This window comes from Amycolatopsis sp. lyj-84 (assembly GCF_046549075.1).
Taxonomy (GTDB): domain Bacteria; phylum Actinomycetota; class Actinomycetes; order Mycobacteriales; family Pseudonocardiaceae; genus Amycolatopsis.
The window spans coordinates 81,020-107,584 of record NZ_JAJPWO010000015.1; the positions used below are offsets into that span (position 1 = coordinate 81,020).

The 26,565-nt window shown below is 70.2% G+C and carries 26 protein-coding genes; 17 read left to right on the plus strand and 9 right to left on the minus strand.

From position 1 onward, the window contains the following. Positions 1 to 153 precede the first annotated feature (153 nt). The 3 genes from ACLJRM_RS35335 to ACLJRM_RS35345 all read left to right on the plus strand — a co-directional run bounded on the left by ACLJRM_RS35335 (position 154) and on the right by ACLJRM_RS35345 (position 3,129). Positions 154 to 396 carry a hypothetical protein gene (locus ACLJRM_RS35335; protein WP_101613393.1) on the plus strand — a complete coding sequence of 81 codons (243 nt, stop codon included), beginning with the start codon at positions 154 to 156 and terminating at the stop codon, positions 394 to 396. Positions 397 to 842: 446 nt separating this feature from the next. Beyond that, positions 843 to 1,895, plus strand: coding sequence for an NlpC/P60 family protein (locus ACLJRM_RS35340; protein ID WP_174720441.1), 1,053 nt, complete (start codon positions 843 to 845; stop codon positions 1,893 to 1,895). 76 nt (positions 1,896 to 1,971) lie between these two features. Continuing rightward, the gene (locus ACLJRM_RS35345) at positions 1,972 to 3,129 is read left to right on the plus strand and encodes a glycosyltransferase family 4 protein (protein ID WP_410665568.1); all 1,158 of its coding nucleotides are present in this window, start codon (positions 1,972 to 1,974) and stop codon (positions 3,127 to 3,129) included. 4 nt (positions 3,130 to 3,133) lie between these two features. Here ACLJRM_RS35345 and ACLJRM_RS35350 read toward each other — a convergent pair whose 3' ends face one another. Beyond that, complete coding sequence (locus ACLJRM_RS35350; protein ID WP_410665569.1) at positions 3,134 to 3,757, minus strand: uridine kinase; 624 nt, start codon at positions 3,755 to 3,757, stop codon at positions 3,134 to 3,136. Positions 3,758 to 3,881: 124 nt separating this feature from the next. Between ACLJRM_RS35350 and ACLJRM_RS35355 the strand changes: the two genes are divergently transcribed. From ACLJRM_RS35355 to ACLJRM_RS35400, 10 genes are all read left to right on the plus strand, one after another. Then, positions 3,882 to 4,235 carry an SRPBCC domain-containing protein gene (locus ACLJRM_RS35355; protein ID WP_410665570.1) on the plus strand — a complete coding sequence of 118 codons (354 nt, stop codon included), beginning with the start codon at positions 3,882 to 3,884 and terminating at the stop codon, positions 4,233 to 4,235. A 25-nt stretch (positions 4,236 to 4,260) separates the two neighbouring features. Beyond that, positions 4,261 to 5,463 (plus strand): cytochrome P450 family protein, encoded by a 1,203-nt coding sequence (locus ACLJRM_RS35360; protein ID WP_101609476.1) that lies wholly within the window; start codon positions 4,261 to 4,263, stop codon positions 5,461 to 5,463. A 25-nt stretch (positions 5,464 to 5,488) separates the two neighbouring features. Further along, a complete protein-coding gene (locus ACLJRM_RS35365) occupies positions 5,489 to 6,769 on the plus strand; it encodes an adenosylmethionine--8-amino-7-oxononanoate transaminase (RefSeq protein WP_410665571.1) in 1,281 nt (426 codons plus the stop codon). A 239-nt stretch (positions 6,770 to 7,008) separates the two neighbouring features. After that, positions 7,009 to 9,267 (plus strand): bifunctional SulP family inorganic anion transporter/carbonic anhydrase, encoded by a 2,259-nt coding sequence (locus ACLJRM_RS35370; RefSeq protein ID WP_101609474.1) that lies wholly within the window; start codon positions 7,009 to 7,011, stop codon positions 9,265 to 9,267. A 217-nt stretch (positions 9,268 to 9,484) separates the two neighbouring features. Then, positions 9,485 to 11,671: a SulP family inorganic anion transporter gene (locus ACLJRM_RS35375; protein WP_410665572.1), complete on the plus strand. Its 2,187-nt coding sequence runs from the start codon at positions 9,485 to 9,487 to the stop codon at positions 11,669 to 11,671. 113 nt (positions 11,672 to 11,784) lie between these two features. After that, positions 11,785 to 12,501: a dethiobiotin synthase gene (gene bioD, locus ACLJRM_RS35380; protein ID WP_410665622.1), complete on the plus strand. Its 717-nt coding sequence runs from the start codon at positions 11,785 to 11,787 to the stop codon at positions 12,499 to 12,501. A gap of 84 nt (positions 12,502 to 12,585) precedes the next feature. Beyond that, the gene (gene bioB, locus ACLJRM_RS35385) at positions 12,586 to 13,602 is read left to right on the plus strand and encodes a biotin synthase BioB (protein WP_101609472.1); all 1,017 of its coding nucleotides are present in this window, start codon (positions 12,586 to 12,588) and stop codon (positions 13,600 to 13,602) included. Next, the gene (locus tag ACLJRM_RS35390) at positions 13,589 to 13,792 is read left to right on the plus strand and encodes a hypothetical protein (protein WP_101609471.1); all 204 of its coding nucleotides are present in this window, start codon (positions 13,589 to 13,591) and stop codon (positions 13,790 to 13,792) included. The genes bioB and ACLJRM_RS35390 overlap by 14 nt, the downstream gene beginning before the upstream one ends. A gap of 84 nt (positions 13,793 to 13,876) precedes the next feature. Then, a complete protein-coding gene (locus ACLJRM_RS35395) occupies positions 13,877 to 14,482 on the plus strand; it encodes a DUF2567 domain-containing protein (protein ID WP_410665573.1) in 606 nt (201 codons plus the stop codon). A gap of 45 nt (positions 14,483 to 14,527) precedes the next feature. Continuing rightward, positions 14,528 to 15,574 (plus strand): M48 family metallopeptidase, encoded by a 1,047-nt coding sequence (locus ACLJRM_RS35400; protein WP_101609469.1) that lies wholly within the window; start codon positions 14,528 to 14,530, stop codon positions 15,572 to 15,574. A 79-nt stretch (positions 15,575 to 15,653) separates the two neighbouring features. On the opposite strand, the gene ACLJRM_RS35405 is transcribed toward ACLJRM_RS35400, so the two are convergent. After that, positions 15,654 to 16,370, minus strand: a complete 717-nt coding sequence (locus tag ACLJRM_RS35405) for an LON peptidase substrate-binding domain-containing protein (protein ID WP_101609468.1) — start codon at positions 16,368 to 16,370, stop codon at positions 15,654 to 15,656. Positions 16,371 to 16,410: 40 nt separating this feature from the next. Next, positions 16,411 to 17,046, minus strand: a complete 636-nt coding sequence (locus tag ACLJRM_RS35410; RefSeq protein WP_101609467.1) for an NUDIX hydrolase — start codon at positions 17,044 to 17,046, stop codon at positions 16,411 to 16,413. Positions 17,047 to 17,169: 123 nt separating this feature from the next. On the opposite strand from ACLJRM_RS35410, the gene nadA reads away from it, so the two are divergent. From nadA to ACLJRM_RS35430, 4 genes are all read left to right on the plus strand, one after another. After that, complete coding sequence (gene nadA, locus ACLJRM_RS35415) at positions 17,170 to 18,180, plus strand: quinolinate synthase NadA (protein ID WP_101609466.1); 1,011 nt, start codon at positions 17,170 to 17,172, stop codon at positions 18,178 to 18,180. Then, positions 18,177 to 19,832, plus strand: a complete 1,656-nt coding sequence (locus ACLJRM_RS35420; RefSeq protein WP_410665574.1) for an L-aspartate oxidase — start codon at positions 18,177 to 18,179, stop codon at positions 19,830 to 19,832. The genes nadA and ACLJRM_RS35420 overlap by 4 nt, the downstream gene beginning before the upstream one ends. Beyond that, positions 19,829 to 20,719 (plus strand): carboxylating nicotinate-nucleotide diphosphorylase, encoded by an 891-nt coding sequence (gene nadC, locus ACLJRM_RS35425; protein WP_101609464.1) that lies wholly within the window; start codon positions 19,829 to 19,831, stop codon positions 20,717 to 20,719. The genes ACLJRM_RS35420 and nadC overlap by 4 nt, the downstream gene beginning before the upstream one ends. A 214-nt stretch (positions 20,720 to 20,933) precedes the next feature. Then, positions 20,934 to 22,103 carry a S8 family serine peptidase gene (locus ACLJRM_RS35430; RefSeq protein WP_410665575.1) on the plus strand — a complete coding sequence of 390 codons (1,170 nt, stop codon included), beginning with the start codon at positions 20,934 to 20,936 and terminating at the stop codon, positions 22,101 to 22,103. Positions 22,104 to 22,167: 64 nt separating this feature from the next. Here ACLJRM_RS35430 and ACLJRM_RS35435 read toward each other — a convergent pair whose 3' ends face one another. The 6 genes from ACLJRM_RS35435 to ACLJRM_RS35460 form a co-directional block, all read right to left on the minus strand. Further along, positions 22,168 to 22,545, minus strand: a complete 378-nt coding sequence (locus tag ACLJRM_RS35435) for a hypothetical protein (protein ID WP_101609462.1) — start codon at positions 22,543 to 22,545, stop codon at positions 22,168 to 22,170. A gap of 10 nt (positions 22,546 to 22,555) precedes the next feature. Then, positions 22,556 to 23,902 carry an alpha/beta hydrolase gene (locus ACLJRM_RS35440; protein ID WP_410665623.1) on the minus strand — a complete coding sequence of 449 codons (1,347 nt, stop codon included), beginning with the start codon at positions 23,900 to 23,902 and terminating at the stop codon, positions 22,556 to 22,558. 45 nt (positions 23,903 to 23,947) lie between these two features. Next, entirely contained in the window at positions 23,948 to 25,255 is a 1,308-nt protein-coding gene (locus tag ACLJRM_RS35445; RefSeq protein WP_410665576.1) for a WXG100 family type VII secretion target, read from the minus strand. After that, entirely contained in the window at positions 25,252 to 25,656 is a 405-nt protein-coding gene (locus tag ACLJRM_RS35450) for a hypothetical protein (RefSeq protein ID WP_101609459.1), read from the minus strand. Before ACLJRM_RS35450 ends, ACLJRM_RS35445 begins: the two co-directional genes overlap by 4 nt. 110 nt (positions 25,657 to 25,766) lie before the next feature. Next, positions 25,767 to 26,069 (minus strand): hypothetical protein, encoded by a 303-nt coding sequence (locus tag ACLJRM_RS35455; protein ID WP_076168025.1) that lies wholly within the window; start codon positions 26,067 to 26,069, stop codon positions 25,767 to 25,769. Between the two features lie 21 nt (positions 26,070 to 26,090). Then, positions 26,091 to 26,432 carry a WXG100 family type VII secretion target gene (locus ACLJRM_RS35460; protein ID WP_073848466.1) on the minus strand — a complete coding sequence of 114 codons (342 nt, stop codon included), beginning with the start codon at positions 26,430 to 26,432 and terminating at the stop codon, positions 26,091 to 26,093. Positions 26,433 to 26,565: the final 133 nt, after the last annotated feature.

The following is a 26,565-nucleotide window of genomic DNA, read 5'->3' on the forward strand; positions in this document are numbered from 1 at the left end:
GTCCCAATTCCTTCATCGTCGACATCCGGCACGCGCTGAGCACTCCACACTCGAACGTGCCGCGGCGCTCCGCTCCTACCGCTCAACGAGGTCCGGAAACTGTCGGTGGTCGCTCTTAACGTGCACCTCACCACTGAAAGTGAGGAGTCCGAGATGGACGACAAGGCCATCGCCGATATAGCGGACATAGAGACGTTCGTCATCGATTGCGACCGCTGCGCGGTCCGCGGTGACGCATGTCATGACTGTGTCGTCAGTGTTCTCCTCGGCGCGCCCCCGGCGCTCGAATGGGACGCCGACGAGCGGAAGGCCGTCGACGCGCTCGCGGAAGCCGGGATGATCCCGCGCCTCCGGATGGTCGAGATCGTCGGTCAGGAGCGCCGGATGACGGCTTGAGACACGCCGCGACCGGGGCATTCGACGAGTGGTCGATCCGATCGGGTGAACGGTAGGTAGTCGTGACAAGCCCCAGGATGTAACGCCCGTCACAACTTTCCGCTCATGCTGGTCCGAAGGTGTTTCGGCGCATCACGGAGAGTTTTTGTGGTGGGCACGGTGGACGCGGTGCCCGTGGTTTCGTAACCTGTCCGAGATCTCGTGGCCGGAAGTCGTCGCCAGATGACGACACGGGATCGCCACTGAAGCAGCTTTGTCGGGGAGTTGCACCAGAACCAGCCACGCGCCAAACCTGTTGCGATAGCACTCGGCCAGGCGCAAGGCGGGAACGCGGGGAACCGCGCGGGCCTCACGGCCGGCGACGCGGCTTCGCGGAAGAGGGCCCCCGACCTCTTCGTCCCGGGTTCCGGAGTAGGTGGCCGACAGCAAAGGAGACACGCGCGACCGTGCAGTCGCATCCAGTCAAGCGCGTGGTGTCAGGAGCTTTGGCCGCGGCCGCGGTGATCACAGCCGTAACGGTCGCCCAGCCTGCCGCCACTGCCGCCCCAGCCCCCGCCCCCCAGCAGCCCCCCTCCGGATCGGACGCGCTCGCCAAGTACCGCGACCTCGCGGCACAGGCCGAGAAGGCGAACGAGGATCTCCTCAAGGCGAAGGACGACCTCACCGCGAAGCAGGGCGAGCTCGACAAGGCCACCGCCGACGCCGCAGCCGCCAAGGACATCGGCGTCAAGGCGGCCGGTGACGAGAAGACGTTCCAGGCCGAGGTCAACAAGTTCGCCGGTGCGTCGTTCACCAGCGGTGTGCAGCTGAACAAGCTGTCGTCGCTGCTGTCGGGCGCGTCGACCCAGGAATTCCTGGAGCGCTCCTCGGCGCTCGAGGTCCTCGCCGCGAACAAGAACACCGCCCTGAACAACCTGAGTGGTGCCGTCGCCCAGGCCGCGGCCTCCGCGAAGCAGGCGTCGGATGCCCAGGGTGCGGCCACCGCCGCCCGTGACTCCGCCTCCAAGCTGACGACGGACATCGAGGCGCGCAAGAAGACGCTGGACGACCAGCTCAAGGAGATCCAGCGGGCCAGCGGCAACCTGAGCACCGCGGACAAGGCCGCCCAGAAGGACAAGGGCGGCGCGTTCCCCAACCTGCCCGCCCCGGGTCCCGCCGCCGCTTCGGCCCTCTCGGCCGCGAAGAGCAAGCTCGGCAGCCCCTACGGCTGGGGTGACGTCGGCCCGTCGTCGTTCGACTGCTCGGGTCTGATGCTGTGGGCGTACAAGCAGGCGGGTGTCACCCTGCCGCGGTCCAGCCGTCAGCAGTCGACCTTCGGCGCCCCGGTGCAGCGCTCGCAGCTCCAGCCGGGCGACCTGGTGTTCTACAACTCACCGGTTTCGCACGTCGGCATGTACGTCGGCAACGGCATGATGGTGCACGCGCCGACCACCGGCGACGTCGTCAAGGTGTCGCCGCTGCAGAACAACTACGTCGGAGCCCGTCGCCCGACGGCTTGACGAATACCGAAAAGGGGCGGTACCGCGCAGGCGGTGCCGCCCTTTTCGCGTACCGGGGGCCAAGTAGCCTGCAGGGGTGCTGAGGACCCTGCTCGTGACCAACGACTTCCCGCCCCGGCCAGGCGGCATCCAGAACTACCTGAACTCGCTGGCCACCCGCCTCCCCGCGGACGACCTCGTCGTCTACGCCCCGTCCTGGGAATCGAGCACCGGCTCGCACGGCGAGTTCGACGCCGCCGCCCCGTTCGAGGTGGTGCGCCATCCGACGTCGCTCATGCTGCCGACACCGGACGTTCTCAAGCGGGCGAAGGAGATCATGCGGGCCCGCGACTGCGAGGCCGTCTGGTTCGGCGCCGCCGCCCCGCTCGCCCTGCTGGGACAGCCGCTGCGGTCGGCGGGCGCCCGCCGGGTCCTGGCGTCGACGCACGGCCACGAGGTCGGCTGGTCGATGCTTCCGGGCTCGCGGCAGGCGTTGCGGCGGATCGGCGACACCGTCGACGTGATCACCTACGTCAGCAAATACACGCGCTCCCGGTTTTCGGCCGCTTTCGGCCCGATGGCGGGGCTGGAGATGCTCCCGTGCGGCGTCGACACCGCGCTCTACCGCCCGGACGCCGCCGCGGGCAAGGAGATCCGCGACCGGCACGGTCTCGGCGACCGTCCGACGATCGTCTGCGTTTCGCGGCTGGTGCCGCGCAAGGGCCAGGACATGCTCATCAAGATCCTGCCCGAGCTCCGCAGGCGCGTCCCGGACGTGGCGCTGCTGATCGTCGGCGGCGGCCCGTACCGCAAGACGCTCACCGGCCTCGTCGGAGCGCTGGGGCTCGAAAACGACGTGGTCATCACCGGATCGGTGCCGTGGAAGGAGTTGCCCGCGCACTACAACGCGGGTGACGTCTTCGCCATGCCGGCGCGGACCCGCGGGAAGGGGCTCGACGTCGAGGGCCTCGGCATCGTGTACCTGGAGGCTTCCGCGACCGGGCTGCCGGTCGTCGCCGGGAACTCCGGCGGTGCCCCGGAAACGGTGCTGGACGAGGTCACCGGGCACGTCGTCGACGGCCGTGACGAACAGCAGCTGAGGGAGACGCTGGCCGCGCTGCTGGACGATCCGGTGCGGGCGCGGCGGATGGGGGCCGCCGGCCGCGAATGGGTCAGTGAGAACTGGCGGTGGGACACCATGGCGAGCAGGCTTTCCGGGCTGCTCGACGGCGACCCGGTCGCCGCGATCCGATAGCCGGTCAGGGTTCGTAGCGCGCGGGATGGTTCGGGTCGTCGACGCGGATCACCACGTCGGACAGCGCCGTGGGGTCGACTTCCTGTTCGTAGCGCTCGTAAGCGGGGAGCGCCCACTCGTCGGGGACTCGCCGCTTGAGCGCGGACGGCGAGAGCCACAGGTGCACGCTCAGGTCGAAGGCGAGTCCCGCGCCGAACAGGAACTCGCCCTCCACCAGCACGACGCCGCCCTCGGGCAGTTCGACGCGTTCGGCACGGGTGGCGCGATCGCGGACCGGGTCCCACAGCGAGGGGAGGACCCGGCCGCTGCCGCCCTCGGCGAGCGGGTCGAGCACCTCGCGGCGCAGGGCGCCGAGGTCGAGCCAGTCGCTGTAGCGCGAGTCCGGGTCTTCCTTGCCGCGTTCGAAACGCAGCGAGGCGGGGCGGAGGAAGTCGTTCGCCGAGATCCGCAACGCCGCGTGACCGGCGATCCGCAGGGGATCGACCAGGGCGTCGGCGAGTTCTGTGGTGTTGGTCGCACCGGCCGCGCCGTCGACGGCGACCGCGATCCGGCGGCGGCCGGTGATCGCCGTGATGCGGTCGGTCAGTTCGGAGACCAGCAGAGCGGGAGAAATCGGACGGTAGCGCACAGACAGAGATCCTCCACCCGGACCGGTGACTGCCGCACGGTACACCCGGTGAGAGGATGGGCCGGTGACGAAAGCAGTGGCCAAAACAGCCGGAAGTGGTTGGCAGGTAGGGGTTTCCCAAACTGTGCCGCAGAGCAGCGCACAGGTGTGGGACTTCCTGGTCGGACGCGACGGGGTGGGGATCTGGCTCGGGCCGGGTGCCGAACTCGGCCGTGAGCTGGGCGAGGCGTACGAAACGGCCAACGGGACGACCGGCGAGATCCGCGGTCGTTCCGAGGGCGACAAGCTGAGGCTGACCTGGCGGCCGAAGGACTGGGATCACGACTCGACCCTGCAGATCACGGTGAGCGGCACCGAGCAGAAGACCACGTTCCGTTTCCACCAGGAGTGGCTCGCGGGCGCCGACGAGCGCGAGGAACAGCGGGCATACTGGACCGAGGTGACCGAGCGGGTGGTGGCCGCGCTGGCCGAACGCTGACCGGCGCGCCGGGGGAGGCGGGCCGATGCGCGAAGACCTGAAGGATCTGGCCGGTGATCTCGTCCAGGAGCCACACCGGATCTCCTCGCTGCTGCGGGAAGAAGGCAGGGTCCGCAAGGTCCGGATGCCGCGCGGTCTGGACGTGTGGCTCGTGACCGGGCACGCAGAGGCCCGCGCCGTGCTCTCGGATCCCCGCGTGGGCAAGGACACGGGCGAGATCCGGCGGCTCTTCGAACGCGACGGCTTCGAATCCGCGGGCGACAACGCCGTCCGCGCGCTGAACGGGCACATGCTCAACTCGGATCCGCCGGATCACACGCGGCTGCGCAAACTGGTCAACCAGGCCTTCACCTCGCGGACGGTTTCCCGGCTGCGGCCCAGGATCGAGCAGATCACCGCGGAACTGCTGGACGGGATCGGCGACGCCGGGCGCACCGATCTGCTGCCCGCGTTCGCCGTCCCGTTGCCGATCAGGGTGATCTGCGAACTGCTCGGCGTGCACGCGGGCGACCGGCCGTCGTTCGTGAAGTGGTCGAACACGATGGTCGCCTGGTCCACGCCGGAGGAACTCCGCGCCGCCGCGGCGCGGATGCACGCGTACCTCGTCGACCTGATCGAAGAGAAGCGCGCGCGGCCCGCCGAGGATCTGCTTTCGGGCCTGATCCACGCCAGTGACGAGGGCGATTCGCTCTCCGGCGAAGAACTGCTGTCGATGGCGTTCCTCCTGCTGGTGGCGGGGTTCGAGACGACGGTCAACCTCATCGCGAACAGCGTGTTCGCCCTGCTGCGCGAACCGGATCAGCTCGCCGCGCTCCGTGCCGATCCCGCGTTGCTGCCGGGTGCGGTCGAGGAGTTCCTGCGCTACGACGGCGCGATCCACTTGGCGACCATCCGGTTCACCCGCGAGCCTCTGCCGGTCGGTGACGTCGTGATCCCGGAAGGTGAGTTCGTGCTCGTCTCCCTGATCGGCGCGAACCGGGACGCCGAGCGATTCGAGGACCCCCACCGGCTGGACGTCACGCGGCAGGCGACCGGGCATCTCGCGTTCGGGCACGGCATCCACCACTGCGTCGGCGCCCCGCTGGCCCGGCTGGAGGCCGGGATCGCGTTGCGCGGACTGCTGGAGAGGTACCCGCTCCTGAGCTTGGACGCCGAGCCGGAATCCTTGCGGTGGCGGGAAAGCACCCTCGTCCACGGTCTCGAAACCCTCCCTGTGCGTCTGCGCTGACGCGGGCGTGTCATAGGGTCGCGGGATGGACGCCGCCGAACTCCTCGCGCTCGACGCGGAACACGTCTGGCACCCGTACGGGCCGATGCCGAGCACGATCGATTCCCTGCTGGTCCGCGAGGCGAGCGGGGTCCGGCTCACCCTCGACGACGGCCGCGAACTGGTCGACGGCATGTCGTCCTGGTGGGCGGCGATCCACGGCTACCGGAACCCGGTGCTGGACGCGGCGCTGGCCGAGCAGGCGGGCCGGATGAGCCACGTGATGTTCGGCGGGCTCACCCACGAACCGGCCATCAGGCTGGCGAAGACGCTGGTCGACCTCACGCCGGACGGCCTGCGGCACGTCTTCCTGTGCGACTCCGGGTCGGTGTCGGTCGAGGTCGGCGTCAAGATGTGCCTGCAGTACTGGCAGTCGGTGGGGCGCAAGGAAAAGCGGCGCCTGATGACCTGGCGCGGCGGCTACCACGGCGACACGTTCACCCCGATGAGCGTCTGCGACCCCGACGGCGGGATGCATTCGCTGTGGCGCGGGATCCTGCCGGACCAGCTGTTCCTGCCCAAACCGCCCGGCGGGTTCGACGACGAGCCCGATCAGGCCTACCTCGACGTCCTCGCGGCGGAAATCGAGCGGCACGCGGGCGAGCTGGCCGCGGTCATCGTCGAGCCGGTCGTGCAGGGTGCCGGCGGCATGCGGTTCCACCCGCCCGCGTATCTGCGCGCGCTGCGTGAACTCACCGAGGCCAACGACGTCCTGCTGATCTTCGACGAGATCGCCACCGGCTTCGGCCGCACCGGCAAGATGTTCGCCGCCGAGCACGCCGGGGTGACACCGGACGTCCTGTGCCTCGGCAAGGCGCTGACCGGCGGTTACCTGACGATGGCGGCGGCGCTGTGCACACCGGAGATCGCCGACGGGATCTCGCGGGGCGAGCTGCCGGTGCTGGCGCACGGCCCGACCTTCATGGCGAATCCGCTGTCCTCGGCCGTGGCCAACGCCTCGCTGGGGATCCTCGCCGGGGGCGGCTGGAAGTCCGACGTCCCGCGGATCGAGGCCGCGCTGAAAGCCGGGCTCGAACCCGCTCGCGAATTGCCCGCGGTCGCCGACGTGCGGGTGCTCGGCGCCATCGGCGTGGTGGAGCTGGACCATCCGGTGGACATGGCGATCGCGACCGAGGTCCTCACCGCGAACGGTGTCTGGCTGCGCCCGTTCCGGAACCTGATCTACACGATGCCGCCGTACATCTCCGACGCCGAGGACCTCGCGACGATCACGTCGGCCGTGGTCGCGGCGGCGCAAAAAGCCTGAAATGGGCCAAGTTCAACCTAAAGGGTGTGACGACGGCCACAGCAAACCGCAAAGGCCACGCTCGGTACAGCGCGTGACCTCGAGCTGATCTTGGTCAAGCGATCGGGCGAGTCCGATCGGGAGGTTTACCCTGTGGTTTGTCGCAAAAGGCTGTTATGTCCTAGTTCTCCGGTGCACAAGCAAACCTGAGAAACCTTTGCGTAGCGGACTTTTGCGCGCCGATCAGGTTTCCTGCCCCCATGATCGACATCGTTGGTGACGAGCACGACACCGGGCCCCCGGGCCGCCGTAACCCCGCATCGACCCTCCTGAAGAACCTGCGCCACGACCTCCCGGCTTCGGTCGTCGTCTTCCTCGTGGCCGTCCCGCTTTCGCTCGGCGTCGCCCACGCCGCCGGTGCCCCTCTGCTCGCCGGACTCGTCTCCGCCGTCGTCGGCGGACTCGTCGCGAGCCTCTTCGGCGCTTCCGCCCTTCAGGTCAGCGGACCGTCCGCCGCGCTGACCGTCGTCCTCGCGGAGACCATCGCCACCTTCGGCTGGGCCGCCACCTGCGCCATCACCGCCGCGGCGGGCGTGGTCCAGATCCTCTTCGGCGTCAGCCGGATCGCCAGGGCCGCGCTCGCGATCTCGCCGGCGATCGTGCACGGCCTGCTCGCCGGGATCGGCCTGATCATCGTCCTCGGCCAGTTGCACGTCGCGCTCGGCGGCGCGGCGCACGGTTCCGCGATCGCGAACGTCCTCGCGCTGCCGGGCCAGATCGTCGGCCACCACGACCAGGCCGCGCTGATCGGCGTGGTCACCGTCGGTGTCCTGCTGGCGTGGACCCGGATGCCGCGTCCGGTGCGCCGCGTCCCCGGGCCGCTGGCCGCCGTCGTGCTGGCCACCGGGCTCTCCGTCGCGGCCGGGATGGACCTGCCGCGCGTCGACCTCCCGAACGGCTTGCCAGGGCTGGGTTTCGTGCCCGAGGCGCCGTCGGGATCCTGGGCGGCGATCACCGCTGCCGTCTTCACCATCGCGCTCATCGCCAGCCTGGAAAGCCTGCTTTCCGTCCTCGCCGTCGACAAACTGCGTGACGGTCCCCGCACCGACCTCAACCGCGAACTCGTCGGCCAGGGCCTGGCGAATGTCGCCGCGGGCTCGCTCGGCGGATTCCCGGTCACCGGCGTCGTCGTGCGCACCATGACCAACTTCGAAGCGGGCGCCCGGACCCGGATGTCGGCGATCCTGCACAGCGCCTGGATTCTCGGCTGCTGCCTGTTCCTGGCCGGCACGCTGCGGCTGATCCCGCTCGCCGCCCTCGCCGGGCTCCTCGTCTACGTCGGCGCCAAACTGGTCAACGTCACCAACCTCCGTGAGGTCCGCCGCCACGGCGACCTGCCGGTCTACCTCGCGACCCTGACCGGCGCGGTCGCCGTCAACCTGCTCACCGGGGTCGCCGCGGGGGTCGCGGTGGCGCTCGTGCTCATGCTGCGCCGGATGCTGTTCTCCGGGATCCACATCGAACCGGACGGCGCGCGGACCCGCGTCGTCATCGAAGGCGCGCTCACTTTCCTTTCCGTGCCAAGGCTCACGACCGTTCTCGCCGGAGTCCCCGCGGGTTCGGAAGTGACGCTGGAACTCTTCGTCGACTATCTCGACCACGCCGCTTTCGATTGCCTGCGCGGCTGGCAGCGCGCGCACGAGCGGGCCGGGGGAGTCGTGCTCGTCGACGAGATCGGGCATCCGTGGTTCGGGCGAGGCAAGGCAGGCGTGCCGACCGTGCGGCGCGGTGTCGCGTCCCGGGTGGTGCCGCGCTGGCTCGCACCGTGGTCGGAATGGCAGGCGGAGCATCTCGAACTGCCGGGCCAGCGCGGCGGTAGCGTTCCGTTGTGCCGCGGTGCTTCCGAATTCCAGCGGCGGACCGCACCGCTGCTGCGGCGGACCTGGGACGGGCTGGCGAACGGGCAGCAGCCGCATACGCTGTTCGTCACCTGCGGCGACGCGCGGATCGTGCCGAACCTGATCACCACCAGCGGACCGGGTGACCTGTTCACCGTGCGGAACATCGGAAACCTCGTCCCGCACGCCAGTGCCGAGGCGGATTTCTCCGTGGGGGCGGCGATCGAGTACGCCGTCGGTCTGCTGCGGGTGCGGGAAGTGGTGGTGTGCGGGCATTCCGGCTGCGGAGCGATGAAGGCGCTGCTCGGGGACGCGCCCACCGGACTCGTGCACCTGGGCAGCTGGCTGCGCCACGGGGAAGCGACGATGCGGCGCCGGGAAAGCGAGGGGCCGGTGCTGCTCGACGGCGCCCGTCCCGATCACGAGGCCGACCGGCTCGCTCTGCACAATGTCGTGCAGCAACTGGAAAACCTGCGCTCGTACCCGGTCGTGGACGCCGCGCTGGCCCGGGGCGAACTCCGGCTCACCGGGATGTACTTCGACGTCGGCAAGGCGAACGTCTACCTGCTCGACGCGGCGCATCGGTCGTTCACGTCGGCCGCCACCCCGGTGAAGTCCTAGCCTTTCGCGGCACGCCCGGTCCCCGCCGAAACCCGAATGTCATTCGCGATCGACGGCCTGAATCCCAATATTTGGGAGCCCGTAAGGCTTTTCGAAATGCTGAGGACATCTCAAAGCAACGAAAGAGCGCGAAAGTGGGCCACGCCACTCGACTGTGGGGTGATATTCACTCGATCAGGTGGTGCATATCGGACAATTCACCAGTTTCCTGGTGATCATGAAACAACCCCTCGCCGTGCTTCGTCACGACCTGCCCGCCTCGTTGGTGGTGTTCCTCGTCGCCGTCCCGCTGTCACTCGGGATCGCTCTCGCGTCAGGGGCGCCGATCGTCGCGGGGCTGATCGCGGCCGTGGTGGGAGGTGTGGTCGCCGGCGCGCTCGGCGGCTCCCCGCTTCAGGTCAGCGGTCCGGCCGCCGGTCTGACGGTGATCATGGCCGAAACGATCGCGACCTTCGGCTGGGCCACCACCTGCGCGATCACCGTCGCCGCGGGCGCGCTCCAGATCCTGCTCGGGCTGAGCCGCATCGCGCGCGCCGCGCTCGCGATCTCACCCGCCATCGTCCACGGCATGCTCGCCGGGATCGGCGTCACGATCGTCCTCGGCCAGCTGCACGTCGTGCTGGGCGGATCGGCGCAGAGTTCCGCGCTCAAGAACATCGCCGAACTGCCCGCGCAGATCGTCGGCCACCACGACACCGCCGCGCTGATCGGCGTGCTCACCATCGGCATCCTGCTGCTGTGGCCGAGGCTGCCCAAGGTCGTCCGCAAGGTGCCCGGCCCGCTCGCCGCGATCGCGTTGGTGACCGTGCTGTCCGTCGCCGCCGGGATGACCCTGCCCCGCGTCACGCTGCCGGGTGACCTGCTCAACATCCGCTTCGCACCCGAATTCCCGGGCACCGGCTGGGGCGCGTTCGCCGTCGCCGTCATCACCATCGCCCTGATCGCCAGCGTGGAAAGCCTGCTCTCGGCCGTCGCGGTCGACAAGATGCACACCGGGCCGCGGTCGAACCTCGACCGCGAACTGATCGGACAGGGCGCCGCGAACATGACCTCCGGCGCGCTGGGCGGCCTCCCGGTCACCGGCGTGATCGTCCGCAGCTCGACCAACGTCGCCGCCGGTGCCCGCACCCGCACCTCGGCGATCCTGCACGGGGTCTGGATCCTGGTGTTCGTCGCCGCGTTCGCCGGGCTGATCCAGAACATCCCGCTCGCCGCGCTGGCGGGCCTGCTCGTCCACGTCGGCGCGAAACTGGTCAACCCCGGCCACATGAAACAGGTCCTCAAACACGGTGACCTCGGGCTGTACCTGCTGACACTCGCCGGTGTCGTCGTCTTCGACCTGCTCACGGGTGTCCTGCTCGGCATCGCGCTTTCGGTGCTGCTGATGCTGCGGCGCACGGTGTGGTCCGGGATCCACGCCGAACGCGACGGTGAGGAATGGCGCGTCGTCGTCGAGGGCGTCCTGACGTTCCTTTCGGTGCCGAGGCTCAGCCGGGTGCTCGCGACCGTGCCTGACGGCGCGAAGGTGACCCTGGAGCTGGTCGTCGACTACCTCGACCACGCCGCCTTCGAGAGCCTTTCGAACTGGCAGCAGGGACACGAGCGCACCGGCGGCGAGGTGATCGTCGACGAGGTCGGGCATCCGTGGTTCGCCAACGGCAAATCCGGCGATCCCACCCTGACCAGGACGGACGCGGTGCGTTCGGTGCCGCGGCTCCTCGCACCGTGGTCCGACTGGCAGGCCAAGGACGTCCAGGTGCCCGGCCAGCGCGGCGGTCCGACACTGCGCGGGGCGACCGAATTCCAGCGGCGCACCGCGGCGCTCATGCAGCCCGCGCTCAGCAAGCTGGCGGGCGGCCAGTCACCGCACACGCTGTTCATCACCTGCGGTGACGCGCGGATCGTGCCGAACATGATCACCACCAGCGGTCCCGGCGACCTGTTCACTGTCCGCAACATCGGCAACCTGGTGCCCGCCCGGCAGGCCGACCCGTCGATGGGGGCCACCGTCGAGTTCGCCGTCGGCGTGCTGAAGGTGCGCGAAATCGTGGTCTGCGGGCATTCCGGCTGCGGTGCGATGCAGGCGCTGGCCACCGGTGCTCCCGACGGCGCGCCGATGCTGGCCTCCTGGCTGCGGCACGCCGAGCCGAGCGCCAAGCGCAAGGTCACGGTGACCCTCGACGGCGAACGCCCGGACACCGAGGTCAACCGGCTGGCCCTGCAGAACGTGCTGCAGCAGCTGGAGCACCTGCGTCACTACCCGCTGATCGCCGAGGCCGAGGCGCGCGGCGAACTGCACCTGACCGGGATGTACTTCGACGTCGGGGCCGCTCAGGTCTACCTGACCGACGACGGCAGCCCGTCGTTCACCCCGGTCGGGGCCGTGACCACCTCCGGGAGCTGAAGGACGCCTTACCCGCATGCGATGGGCCAAAGCGTCCTTCACCCGATCGCATGCGGGGATGGTCCCCTTCAGCTCCCCTCCAGGCCGACCCACTAGATTCAACCCACGTGAGCATGCTGGTCATAACCGGCACCGGAACCGGTGTCGGCAAGACGATCACCACCGCCGCCATCGCCGCGCTGGCCGCCGGGCAGGGCCAACGCGTCGCCGTGCTGAAACCGGCGCAGACCGGAGTGGGGCCGGACGAGCCGGGCGACCTCGACGACGTCCTCCGCCTCGCTGGCCCGGTAACCACGCGTGAGCTGCGGCGATACCCGGATCCGCTGTCACCCGAGGCGGCCTCCAGGCTTTCCGGGCTGCCGACGTTGTCCCCGAGCGAGATCGCCGCCGCGGCGAGCGATCTCGACGGCGAACACGACCTCACCCTCATCGAAGGCGCGGGCGGGCTGCTGGTCCGGTTCGACGCCGACGGCGCCTCGCTGGCCGACGTCGCCTGGTCGCTCGGCGCGCTGGTGATCGTCGTGGCCGAGGCCGGGCTGGGCACGCTCAACGCGACCGCCCTGACCGCCGAGGTCGCGACCAAACGCGGGCTCACCGTGGCCGGGGTGATCATCGGCTCGTGGCCCGACGAGCCCGACCTGGCAGCGGTGTCGAACCTGCGGGACCTGCCGGTCGCCGCCGGCGCCCCGCTGCTGGGCGTGCTGCCCGCCGGCCTGGGCTCGGCGGAGCCCGAGGAGTTCGCCGCCCTGGCCAGGGCGGGTCTCTCGCCGTGGTTCGGCGGGGAGTTCGATCCGGAATGCTTCGTCGGCCGCGCGTCGGCGCAGAAGTGATCTGCGTCGCTGTGTCCGGGACACCCGGTCGTGCACGATGATGTGCCTTTGCTTTGACGCCCCACCCCGAACAGGAGCCGCCTCGTGACCACAGCCCCGGAGACCGTCGACATCCTCGCCGTGGCGCGTGAACAGGTCCTCGAGCGTGGCGTCGGCCTCGGCGAGGAGCAGCTCCTCGAAGTCCTGCGGCTCGGCGACGACCACCTGACCGATCTGCTGGCGCTGGCCCACGAGGTGCGGATGCGCTGGTGCGGCCCCGAGGTCGAGGTCGAGGGCATCATCAGCCTCAAGACCGGCGGCTGCCCCGAGGACTGCCACTTCTGCTCGCAGTCCGGCCGCTTCCCGACGCCGGTGCGTTCGGCGTGGCTGGACATCCCCGGCCTGGTCAAGGCCGCCCGTCAGACCGTCGAGACCGGCGCGACCGAGTTCTGCATCGTCGCCGCCGTCCGCGGTCCCGACAAGCGGCTGCTCTCACAGGTCCGCGAGGGGATCAAGGCCATCCGCGAGGACGGCAACGACATCCAGATCGCCTGCTCGCTCGGCATGCTCACCCAGGAACAGGTCGACGAGCTCGTCGAGATGGGCGTGCACCGCTACAACCACAACCTGGAGACCGCGCGCTCGCATTTCGCGAACGTCGTCACCACGCACACGTGGGAAGAGCGCTGGGAGACCCTGCGCATGATCCGCGAGGCGGGCATGGAGGTCTGCTGCGGCGGCATCATCGGCATGGGGGAGAGCGTCGAACAGCGCGCCGAGTTCGCCGCGCAGCTGGCCGAGCTGAACCCGGACGAGTGCACGATGAACTTCCTCATCCCGCAGCCGGGAACGCCGTACGAGGGCTACGAGGTCGTCGAAGGCAAGGACGCGCTGCGCACCGTGGCCGCGTTCCGGCTCGCGATGCCCCGCCCGCTGCTGCGCTTCTCCGGCGGCCGTGAGCTGACCTTCGGCGACCTGGGCACCAAGCAGGGCATGCTCGGCGGCATCAACGCGATCATCGTCGGCAACTACCTGACCAACCTCGGCCGCCCGGCCACCGCGGACCTGGAGATGCTCGACGAGCTGAAGATGCCGGTGAAGGCGATCAGTGACGTCCTCTGACCGACCGGCGTTCTGCGTCCACTGTGGACAGCCGTCCGACGGCGGCGCGGAACATCCCGCTTGCCACAACCCGAGAACGGCCCTCGAACCGCCGCGCTACTGCACGTTCTGCGCGCGGCGGATGGTCGTCCAGATCACCCCGGTGGGCTGGACGGCCCGGTGCAGCCGTCACGGTGAACTCGCCGGCTGATTCCCGCGACTCGGTGCCGGGTTGCGTGCGCTGGGAGCGTCATTGGTTACGCTCTGCTCAAGCTGCGTGAGGGAGGAGTCCGGGTTGGGCGAGACGTCGGGAAAACCGGCACACCTGTCTTCCAGCGTGTCCGACCCCTGGTCGGTGCCCGTGCTGCCGAGGCCGCGCCGCCCGCACCCGAAGGTCGTCATCAAGGCCGATCTGCTGCCGGCGATCAGCGTGCTGTCCACGGCGGGCCTGCTCGGCTTCCCGCTGGCCTGGCTGTGGTCGCGGCTCGCGCCGCCGCAGCGGATGCGCGTGATCAACGACCGCGGCGGTCTCGCGCCGCTGGAACTGGAGAGCTGGCACCGCTTCGACGACCTCGCGATCTACGGTTTCCTCGCGCTCGGCGCCGGGCTGCTGATCGGCGTCGTGACCTGGATGCTGCGGGAACGCCGCGGTCCGGTCGTGCTGATCGCCGCGACCGGCGGCGCCACCCTCGCGGGCTGGCTGGGCGCGACGATGGGCGTCTCGTTCGCCAACGGCCGCTACGAGATCGCCTCGGCACCGGCCGTCGGCGACGTCATCGCGAAGGCGCCACAGCTCGAATCGACGTGGATCATGCTCGCCGCGCCGCTGATGACCACGCTGGTGTACACGCTGCTGACCGCCTGGAACGGGCGAGAAGATCTGGGTCGCCGCCTCGGCTGAGCGTTTTCCTCTAGGGTGGGCGGCAACTTCTCTAGGGGGCTCTTCTTGACCGACGACATCGAGGTTTCCCGGCACAACGCCGTCCGCTTCCCGGGTATCAGCCCGCGTGCCTACGAACACCCCGTCGACCGCGGCGCGCTGGCCACCCTGCGCGCGGTTCCCGGATTCGCGCAGGTCGTGAAGGCGGTTTCGGGCTTCTACTCCGAACGCGGCGAGCGGCTCATGGCGCTCGCGTCCGGGATCCGGGTGGGCCCGAAGCAGTACCCGGAACTGGACAAGCTCCGCAACGAATGCGCCGAGACCCTCGACCTCGAGCGCGTGCCGAACCTGTACGTCGCCCGCAGCCCCGAGGTCAACGCGCAGACGATCGGCATGGACGAGCCGTTCATCGTGCTCAACACCGCGGCCGTCGAAGCGATGGACCTCGCGTCGCTGCGGTTCGTGATCGGGCACGAGATGGGGCACGTGCTGTCCGGGCACGCGGTGTACCGCACCATCATGCTCCGGCTGATCGGCCTGCAGATGTCGATGTCGTGGACGCCGGTGAGCGCGATCGGCATCCGCGTCGTCATCGCCGCGCTGCGCGAGTGGTACCGCAAGGCCGAACTGTCGTGCGACCGCGCCGGGCTGCTGTGCTCGCAGGACCCGACGGCGGCGCTGCGGTCGCAGATCCTGGTCGCGGGCGGCATCGACCCCTCGAAGATCGACATCCCGGCGTTCCTGCAGCAGGCGGCCGAGTACGAATCGGTCGACGACATCCGCGACAGCTACCTGAAGCTGCGCTACGTCGAGACGATGTCGCATCCGCTGGCCGTCGTGCGGGCCGCGCAACTGCAGAAGTGGGCCGCTTCCGAGGAGTACCGGGCGATCCTGGCGGGCCAGTACCCGCGCCGCGACGCGGACGCGCCGTCCTCCACCTGGACCGACGACCTGAAGTCGGCCGCGAAGTCCTACAAGGATTCCTGGAACAGCTCGGCCGACCCGCTGACGAAGGTGTTCAGCGACGTCGGCGAGGCGGTGTCCGGTGCGGCGGGCAAGGTGTGGAACAAGTTCGGCAACGGCTCCGACAGCACCCCGGAGTCCGGTAAGTAGCCCTCGCGCGCGCTATGAAAGTCCCCTTCATTGCAAAATTTGCAATGAAGGGGACTTTCATAGCATCCGGCGGGCCCGCTCAGTTCAGGTTCGAGGGGCGCGTGAACTCGCCGAGTTCCCCCGGCGGCATCGGGACCGCGCCGAGCGTGCTGAGGAACCCGGCCTCCCGCGTCAGCAGCCGGCACGCTATCCGCAGCCGCCGCAGCGGGTTGGACTCCTCCAGCAGGCGCTGCCGGTCCTCCATCGGGAGCAGGCAGTCGGCGGTGAGCCGGTACGCGAGCGCCGCGATGTCGCCGTCGTCGGGCGGGGTGGTCCAGTCGTCGGCGTGCCAGGCGGACTCGCAGTAGCGCCGGTGCGCGGCCTTGGCGACGTCGGCGAGCCTGGCGACGGTGTCGCCGTGCACCGACGAGACCCGGTCGTCGGGTATCCATTCGACCGAGCCGATCAGGTAGGGCGCGGAGACGCGGTCGATTTCGAGCAGCCGGAACCGGCGCCGCGCGGTGGTGACGACGTCGAATCTGCCGTCCGGCAGCCGTTTCGCCTCGCGCAGCACCGTGCTGCAGCCGACTTCGTGGACGTGCTCGGGCCCGCTCACCTCCCGGATCATCGCCGAACGCAGCGCGACGACCCCGAACTCGCGGTCCGGGATGACGTCACCGACGAGGTCGGTCATCAGTTGCCGGTACCGCGGTTCGAAAATGTGCAGAGGGAGGTGTGTTCCGGGCAGAAGCACGGTCTGTAGCGGGAACAGCGGCAAGATCGCCTTCCCGGTGGACTCATCGCTCGGCTCGGTCACCCGTTCAAGGTACGGGCACGGCACGCACTTCGCAGGACGGTCACTTCGCGGCGGGCGGGCGGAACACCGCGAACGGGTCGGTGATCTGCATCCCCTTGCCCGCGAAGGAGAAGAGGGCCGCCGGACGCCCACCGCTGCGCCCGGGCGGAGCGGTGTGCCCGGTGGGCAGGAGCAGCCCTCGCCGGGACAGCACACGCTGCAGGTTCGTCGCGGACACCCGGTAACCCAGCGCAGCCGAGTAGAGCCCTCTCAACGCCGATACGGTGAACTCTTCCGGGGCGAGCGCGAACCCGAGATTCGTGTAGCAGAGTTTCGACCGGAGCCGGTCCCGCGCGCGCAGCACGATGGACTCGTGGTCGAACGCCGTCCGCGGCAGCTCGGAAACGTCGTGCCATTCGGTGTCTTCCGGGATCTCGGGGTCCACATCGGACGGTACGAGGCCGAGGAACGCCGTCGCCACGACGCGCGGGCCCGGGACCCGGTCCGGCGCGCTGAACACCGCCAGCTGCTCCACATGCTTCAACTGGCGTACGTCGACCTTCTCCGCGAGCTGCCGCCGAATGGACGCCTCGACGTCTTCATCCGGGCGAAGCCTGCCGCCCGGCAGGGACCAGCGGCCCAGATGCGGATCGAGCGCGCGCCGCCACAGCAGGACCCGGAGTGTGTCCGAGCGCACTTGCAGGACCGCTCCCAAAACCTCGTGGGCGAGGGGGGTCTGGGTGTTAAGATGACTTCGCACGGTTTTCGATTGTAAGGCGAAAACCGACTTTGGACAAATCGGTCCAGGAGGGCCAGAACGATGACGAGCACCCTGCAGAACGACCTGACTCCCTACGGTGGCGTCGTCGCCGACGCGGCTTGGGCGGAGGAGGTGCGGAGCCTCGCTCGCCAGCGCGACGCCGTCCTGCTCGCGCACAACTACCAGGTCCCCGAGATCCAGGACATCGCCGATTTCACCGGCGATTCCCTCGCGCTCAGCCGGATCGCGGCGAGCAGTGAAGCGTCCACCATCGTCTTCTGCGGCGTGCACTTCATGGCCGAGACGGCGAAGATCCTGGCGCCCGAGAAGACGGTCCTGATCCCGGACGCGCGGGCCGGCTGCTCGCTCGCGGACTCGATCACCGGCGCCGAACTGCGCGCCTGGAAGGCCGAGCACCCCGGCGCCGTCGTCGTGTCGTACGTGAACACCACGGCCGAGGTCAAGGCGGAGACCGACATCTGCTGCACGTCGTCGAACGCCGTCGACGTGGTCGCCTCGATCCCCGCTGACCAGGAGGTTCTGTTCCTGCCGGACCAGTTCCTCGGCGCGCACGTCAAGCGCGTGACGGGCCGCGAGAACATGCACATCTGGGCCGGTGAGTGCCACGTGCACGCCGGGATCAACGGTGCCGAACTGGCCGAGCGGGCTGCGGAGAACCCGGACGCCGACCTGTTCATCCACCCGGAATGCGGCTGCGCGACGTCGGCGCTGTACCTCGCCGGAGAGGGCGCCGTCGCCCCCGAGCGGGTCAAGATCCTCTCGACCGGCGACATGGTCCACGCCGCCCGCGACACCAAGGCGAAGTCGGTCCTCGTCGCCACCGAGATCGGCATGATCCACCAGCTGCGCAAGGCCGCGCCGGAGATCGACTTCCGCGCGGTGAACGACCGGGCGTCCTGCCGGTACATGAAGATGATCACGCCTGCCGCCCTGCTGCGGTCGCTGCGTGAGGGTGCCGACGAGGTCCACGTCGACATCGAGACCGCCGCCCGTGCCCGCGCTTCCGTGCAGCGCATGATCGAGATCGGGCAGCCTGGCGGCGGAGAATGACCGACCCGGTTACCGCCCTTCAGGCGAAAACCCACCCGGAGTGGGAGGCCGCCGCCGATCTTGTGGTGATCGGCAGCGGAGTGGCCGGGCTCACCGCCGCGCTGCGCGCCCAGGAGCTCGGCCTGCGCGTCCTGGTGGTCACCAAGGCGGCGGTCTCCGACGGGAACACCCGGTGGGCGCAGGGCGGGGTCGCGGTCGTGCTGGAAGGTGAGCACGAGCAGGGCGACTCGGTCGGCAAGCACGCCGCGGACACGCTCACCGCCGGTGCCGGGCTCTGCGAAGAGGAGGCCGTCCGCTCGATCATCGCGGGCGGCCCGGCCGCGGTGGCCAGGCTCCGGGCCGAGGGCGCCCGCTTCGACCCGGCGGTCGAAGGGCAGCCCGAACTCGCCCGTACGCGGGAAGGCGGGCACAGTGCTTTCCGGGTCATCCACGCGGGCGGCGACGCGACCGGGGCCGAGGTCGAACGGACGCTGGTCGCGAAGGCCGGTGACCGGCGGATCCCGGTGCTGGAACACCACATCGCCGTCGACGCGATCCGCACGCCCGCCGGTGAGGTGGCGGGCGTGACCGTGCTGGACCACCACGGCGTTCCCGGGGTCGTCCGGGCACCCGCCGTGCTGCTGGCCAGCGGCGGGTTGGGACAGCTCTACCAGGCGACGTCGAATCCGGAGCTCGCCACGGGCGACGGGCTGGCGCTCGCGTTGCGCGCGGGAGCGCAGCTCGCGGACGTCGAGTTCGTTCAGTTCCACCCGACGGTCCTGTTCACTCCGGGCGCGCGCGGCCGGTGCCCGCTGGTCACCGAAGCGGTGCGCGGCGAGGGCGCGACCCTGCACGACGCGACGGGCGCTTCGGTCATGCGCGGGGTGCACCCGCTCGGTGATCTCGCGCCCCGGGACGTCGTGTCGGCGGCGATCACGCGCCGGATGGTGCAGGCTCCCGGCGGTGTCGACGACCACGTCTTCCTCGACGCCACAGGGATCACCGGGTTCGCGAAGCGGTTCCCGACCGTGCACGCGGCGTGCGCGGTGATCGGTCTCGACCCGGCGAAGGACCCGATACCGGTCACGCCCGCGGCGCATTTCGCCTGCGGTGGCGTCGTGACCACTGTGGACGGACGGTCCGGCGTCCGCGGCCTCTACGCGGCGGGCGAGGTCGCGAGGACCGGCCTGCACGGGGCGAACCGCTTGGCCTCCAACAGTTTGCTCGAAGGACTCGTCGTCGGGCGCCGGGTGGCCGAGGCGGCCGCCGCGGACCTCGCCGCCGGGCTGCTCGCGGACCCGCGTCGCGGTGTGCTCAAACCGCCCGCCACGGTCGCGGTCACCGATCGCGACGCGTTGCAGCGCGCGATGAGCCGGTACGCCGCGATCGGCCGCGACGAGGAAGGGCTCGCCGTCGTCGGTTCGGTGCTGGATCTTTCGGTGATCGAGAGTCCTTTGTGGACGCCTCGGATCGTCGAGGACGCCGCCCTCACGGTGGTGGCGGAGGCGTTGGTCGCGGCGGCCGCGCGCCGGACGGAATCCCGGGGCTGCCACGTGCGGACCGACTTCCCCGGACGTGACGACAACACCTGGCAACGCGGCCAGCTCATCCGGCTCAGCCCGTCCGGGCAGCCGGTACTGGCCGATCCGATCGCTTTGGAGGGTGTGGCATGAGCGAATTCTCCCACTGGGTCACCAAGGCGCTGGTCGACCACGGTCTCGACGTCCCCGACGTCCACCGGGTCGTCACGACTGCGCTGGCCGAGGACCTCCGCTACGGGCCCGACGCGACGACGAACGCCACCGTGCCCGAGTCCGCGCACGCGCTGGCCGAGCTCACACCCAGGAAAGCGGGCGTGATCGCCGGGATCCCGGTGGCTCTCGCGGTTTTCGACGTCGTCCTCGGTTCGGGCCTGGAGATCCTGGCCGCCCGCGACGACGGCGAGCGGCTGACCGCCGGGGAGCCCGCGCTGGTCGTGCGCGGCCCGGTGCGCGGTCTGCTCACCGCCGAACGCACCGCGCTGAACCTGCTGTGCCACCTTTCCGGCATCGCCACCGCGACCGCCACCTGGGTGTCCACTGTGGACGGCACCGGCTGCCGCGTCCGCGATTCCCGCAAGACCCTGCCCGGGCTGCGGCTGCTGGAGAAGTACGCCGTCCGCGCGGGCGGCGGGGTGAACCACCGGCTCGGCCTCGGCGACGCGGTGCTGATCAAGGACAACCACGTCGTCGCCGCCGGTTCGGTGACGGCGGCGCTGGCCGCGGCCCGCGAGCACGCGCCCGAACTGCACTGCGAGGTCGAGGTCGACGACCTGGACCAGCTGGAGGAGGCGCTCGCCGCGGGTGCCGACGAGGTGCTGCTCGACAACTTCACCCCCGACGAGTGCGCGAAGGCCGTCGACCGGCGCGACGAGGTCTCGCCGAAGACCCGCCTCGAATCCTCGGGCGGACTGCGGCTGGACGTCGCGCGGGCCTACGCCGAGTCCGGTGTGGACTTCCTCGCCGTCGGCGCGCTCACCCATTCCTCACCCGCGCTCGACCTCGGGATGGACCTGCGCTGACCTGAGTGGTCACCATCGGAAGTCCTCCTGGGGTCTCGACGGCCCAGCTTCCCGCTGGACGCACGGCCGTGAGACCCGAGTACAAACCCGGTACGAGGACCTCACGGCCGCACGCCCAGCGGAAACCTGGATCCGCCGAATACCCCGGGAGGACTTCCGATGGCAACCACTGGCAAACTAGAATTCCCTTGTGTGACAAGGGAATTCTGGAGGAATGGTGGGCATTGCCGGTAAAAGTGCCGTCGCGGGAGGCGTGGCCTTCGTGGCACTGCTCGGCACCCCCGTCCCGGGGACGGCGGTCGCCGAGCAGTGCGCGAACCCGACGGGCACCTACACCGCGGCCGTCCCGTGGGGGCAACGGCTGATCGATCCCGCGCGGATCTGGCCGCTCTCCCGCGGCACCGGCCAGCTCGTCGCGGTGATCGGCACCGGGGTCGACGGCCGCAACGGCCAGTTCGCGCCCGGTCAGCTCGTCGGCGGCCAGGGCACCGAGGCCGAAGACTGCGACGGCCGGGGCACCATCGCCGCCGGGATCGTCGGCGCGCAACCGGATCCGTCCACCACGTTCACCGGGATCGCGCCCGGCGCCAAGATCCTCCCGATCCGCTACACCCAGGTGAACGGCGGCGGCGACCCCGGGCAGCTCGCGTCCGCCATCGAGACCGCGCTGAACCGCGGCGCCGGGATCATCTTGATCGCCGTCCCGGCCGCTTCCGACAACCCCGCGCTGACCGGCGCCGTCTCGCGCGCCAGGGAGAAGGGCGCGCTGATCGTCTCTCCCGCCGCGGGGACGCAGCAGGGCCAGACGTCCTATCCGACCGCGACCCCGGGCGTGCTCGCCGTGGGTTCGACCAACCAGGCCGGCGAGGCGGTGCAGACGGAATCCGGTGCCTACGTGGGGGTTTCGGCGCCCGGCGCCGAACTGGTCAGCACTTCCGCGGGCGCGGGCGGGACCGTGGCGCACCGGTGGCCGGTGAGCGATCCCAGCCTGGCCGCCGCGCACGTCGCCGGTGTCGCGGCGCTCGTGCGCGCGTATCACCCGGAGTTGTCGCCGGAGCAGGTCGTCGCCCGGCTGACGCTGACCGCGCACCGCGGTCCGAGCGGGGCGCACGATCCCCGGCGGGGCTGGGGCGCGATCGATGCCTATGCGGCCGTTTCCGCCGCCATCCCGGCCGGTACGCCCGGTCCGGGAGGACCGCCGAGCGTCGGCCCGGACACCTACGTGGTCCCCGCGGCCGCCCCCGCGCGAGCGAACGCGGACAAGGTCGCGGGCGTACTCGCCGTCGTCGGGGTGGCCGTCGCCATCGCGGCGGGAGTGGTGGTGGCCGCGGCCCGGCGGGGCAAGCGCCGGGGCTGGCGGCCTTCGCGTTTTCGCGCCTCGTGAGCGGCAGCGGAGTACTGGGGGACACCACTGCCGCTCACGAGGTCTTTTTGCGACCCCCGGGGTTCTAGGGGACGGATACGCAGGCTGTCGAGCCCACGATGGCCACGCCGTCTCCGGCGCGGGAGACGTGCACGTTGAAGTCGGCGCCGTCGCGGCTGAACTGCGCGATCAGCTCACGCGGGTTGCTGCGGTCGCGCGCCCGCCAGCCCTGGCCTTCCAGCAACGGCAGGACGACGTCGACGAGCTTGCGGACCGCGTCGGACGCGTCGTCCACGCGGAGGCCGTACTGCCAGCAGAGCAGCCGCCCCGGCTGGGTCGGGTCGCAGTCCAGTTCGCCTTCCACGGTGCGCTCCGCGCTGGTGCCGAAGGTGCCCGCGACGCCGTCGATGACCGCTGTCAGATCCTCGGCCAGCGGGTCGAGTTCGGTGTTCCTGGTGATCATGACCAACCCCTCACAGGCCTCGGCCCACGCCTTCGACGGCCATCTCCCGCAGCGAGCCACTCGTGAAGCCCTCGTGCGTGAGCGGTCCGCCCGTGATCACACCGTAGATGTTGTTCCACGAATCCGAACCGGGCTTGAGCACCCCGCTGTGGGAATCCATGCCCCACTGCAGGTCGCCGTTCGCGTCGCGGCCGGTTTCCAGTTCGACGACGCCGGGGAAGCGGTCGGGGTCCGCTCCGTGCCCGGCGCCGAGCCATTCGACGAGGCCCGCGTTGCCCTGCGCGACCACGATCGGGTCGAAGGGGGCCGTCATGGAGTATCGCTGCACACCGGCCTGGCTGGCCGGAAGATCGTCCGGGCCCCAGATCCCGTGTCCCATGCCCGCGGATTCGACGTGCAGCACCTGGTCGGCCCGGAGCCCGAGCTGCTCGGCGAGCCCCACGGTCGCGCCGCCGTAGCTGTGCCCGACGGCGGTGACCACGACGCCGGGGCCGGCGTGGCTGTCGATCTGGCCGCGCAGTTCGTCGCCGAACGCCTTGAGTTCGGGCGCCATCGTCTGCGCGTAGTGCGCGGCGGGGCCTTCGGTGATCACGTTCTGGGGGAAGACGCCGTCGGCCCAGACCACCATCGCGGTCCGCCCGGTGGCGTCCGCGGCGACCAGGCTCTTGCCGAGGTCGGCGTAGCTCTGGAAGTTGTCGAACGAGGTGTTGACGCCCGGGACGAACAGCCCGACATTGCGGGTGCCCGGTTCGATCCGGCCGACCAGTTCGGCGATACGCCCGAGCTCGCGCGGATCGAACCGGAGGATCTGCCGGTCGTTGGCGATGATGTCCTCGTACAGCGCGATGCGGTTGCGCGCGTTCGTGATGTCGTCGGCTTTTCCGCCGTGCGCCAAGAGGTTCGCGAGCCGCTCGCGCTCCGACGTCAGCGCGTCGGAGACCTTGGTGCGGTTCTCGGCGATCGCCGCCGCCCACTGCCCGGTGTCGGCCGCGCCGCCGACACCCGCCGGATTCCCGGCCTTGGGCAACGGGTTCTCCGGCATCAGGGCGCGGTACGAGGCGGCGACCTGGACGTCGGCGCGCCGGTAGCCGCCCGCCGCCGCGCTGAGACCCTGGTGGATCACCGTCGCCTTGGTGAGCTGGCCGTCGAGTTTGCCCGCGACGTCCTTGATCGTCTTGGTGAACGTCGCGGAAGCCGCGCTGGAGGCCGAAACCTGGCCGAACGCGGTGGCGGGGACGTTCTCACCCGCGAGCGCGGTCTGCGCCGTCTTGAGCACGCCGGCGCGCTGTTCGAGTTCGGCCGCCGCCGCTTCGAGCCTGGCGGGGGCGACTCGGTAACCGCCCGCACTGGATGCCATCACCGAGCCGCCTCTCCTGTTCAGAAAGAAATGTTCAGAAAGAAATCAGTACTGTTCGGATTCTTCGCCGAGCACGGCGGGAGCGACCGGGGACGACTGACCCCAGACGTTCTCGGTCTCCACGAGCCACGGCGGGATCCGGCGCCCGGAGCCCATGTCGCCGCCCGCGCCCATGCCCATCGGCATCATGGGCATCATCGGCATCGCGCCCTTGGCCGCCGCCGCGCCCGCGGCACCGGCCGCTCCGCCCGCCAGCCCGCTCATCGCGCTGCCCGAGGAACCGTCGCCCGCCAGACCGGAGAACGCGGCCGGTGCCTCGCCGGGACCGGAGAACCCGCCGCCCGCGCCGATCGCACCGCCGTCCAGCGAAGGCGCTCCGCCACCGCCGATCGGGATGCCGCCACCGGCACCGCCCGCGGTCGCGCCGGCCGCACCGGCGCCACCTCCGGCGGCGTCACCGTTCTTGTCCTTGCCGTCGTTCGGGTTCTTGCCGTTGGCCCAACCCGGGACGCGCGGCATGATCGAGCCGAAACGGCCGAACGCGGCGGCCGAGGCCGCGGCGAGACCGGCGGTGAACATGTCGCCGAACAGCGGGTTCGACTTGGGGGGCTGGGGCTGCCCGGTGGTGGGCGGGGTGGAGCCGTCCGACGGCAACGGGTGCGTGTTGTCGCCCGGCAGCACCCCGACGCCGGGCGTCCCGCCGATGTTGTTGCCGACGGAGCCACCGCCGGGGGCCGTGCCGCCACCGGTGACCGGCGGCGGGGCGACGGCGTTCGGCGAGGCCGGAATGGACTCTTCCGCCGTGGAGTACTCGCCGGCGAGCTGGGTCATCACCACGATCGCCTTGCTGTGCGCCGCGTTGGCCGCGCCCGCGGCCTGCTGCTGCGCCTCGACGTTCGAGATCGCCTGCTGCCGCTGCTGCGCGGCGGCGATGACCGTCGCCTGCGACGAATCCGGGGGCAGCAGCGGCGGGTTCACAGCCAGCGCGAGGTCGGCGGGGGAGACGTCGGGCACCGCGACCGGCGGCGACATCTCCTTCTTGGCCTTCACCAGCGCGTCCGCCGCGTCCTCGAGGAGGTGGTTCATCGCGTGCGCGGTCTGGGCGACCTTGCGGATGCCGCCGACCAGGTCGGTGATCATCGTGTGGTACTTGTCGGCGGCGCCGCCGGTCCAGCTGCCGGAGAAGTCCTTCAACTCGCCGGTCAGGTTCTCGGCCTGTTCGAACAGCCCGGAGCCGGTGGACTGCCATTTGTGGGCCGCGTGCCGTGCCGTGTTGGGGTCGCCCGCCTGCAGCATCGCGTAGAGCTGCTGGTGCGAAAAGGCGGCGAAGTTCGTGTGAGCGGTGCTGGTCATCCCTTGTTCCCCCCGCCGTTCGAGCCGCTGTTGCCACCCAGCACCCCGCCGAGGACGTTGAGCAGGGGATCGAGCAGCCCGGTCTGCTGGCTGGAGTGGTTCATGTCGCCCGCCACCGATTCGTCGGCCGCGGCGTAACCGTCGGCGACGGTCGTGGTGACGTCCTGCGCGAAGGTGATCGCGCCCTTGACCTGGTCCAGCAGGCCCTGCATCTCGGCGACCGCGGCCTTGTGCGCCTTGTCGAGGGAACCCGCCTCCCCGAACTCACCGAACAGCAGCGGCTGCTCGCCCAGGGTCAGCAGGAAGTCGTTCGGCTTGGACATCGCGTGGATCTGGGTCTCCAGTTCCCGCACGAAGTCCTTCAGTGATTCCAGATGGACGTAGTACGACTGGTCTTGCATTGATCCCGGCTCTCTCGTGATCGGCCATGCCTACAAGGGACGACTACGCGCAAAGCCGGCCGGCCGGTGCCGAGGGGGGTGAAAGCACCGGCCGGCCGACGGATGGGGACTCAGCCGGCGAACAGGCCCTGGTTACGGTTCTCCAGGCTGTGCTGGATATCGTGGGCGTCGCCGACCTTGCCGCCGAACTGCGCGATGATCGCCACGATGTCCGCGGTGGCCTGGCGCAGGCGGGTTTCAGACGCACGGGCGGCCTCACCGGCGGAGCTGCCGGAGGCGTACCAGGTCTGGGTGATCGGCTGCAGGTTGGTGTGCAGCTGTTCGAGCTGGGAGGTGAGCGCCTTCGCCTTGGCGGCCAGCGAGGCCGAGCTGTGCTGCAGCGCGGCGAAGTTGATTTCGACGACGTCAGCCATGATTGGTGGTCCTCTCGCGGATCAGGGGTTGAGCCGGTGGATCACGGTCTGGTCGACGGTCCCGCTGACCCCGGTCAGGCTTTCCCGGACCTGCTCGTCACCCGAGTTGTAGTTCCGGTTGCTTTCGTGGACGAGGCGCGACATCGTGTTGAGCTCGTTCACGGCGATGGTCATCTTCTCCTGCAGGCGGCGCTGCAGGTCCCAGAACGCGACGGCCTGGTCACCCTTGTAGTTGTGCAGGGTCTGGGTCAGCTCGCTCTCCAAGCTGGCCATCGTCGTTTTGGCATTCGACGCGGTTTCCTCGAACCCCTGGACGGCGCGCGCCATCGCAGCTGCGTCTGCCTGATATCCCGTACCGGTCATGGATGGGCCACCTCCTCTCATCTCGCTGGAAATCCCGGTGAGCACCAGGGGACGCCCTGTCTGCTCTTGTGAAGGACACGCTAGAAAAGAGGGGAGTGTGGTCAAACGGCACAACTGCCGGTCAGGGTGACGG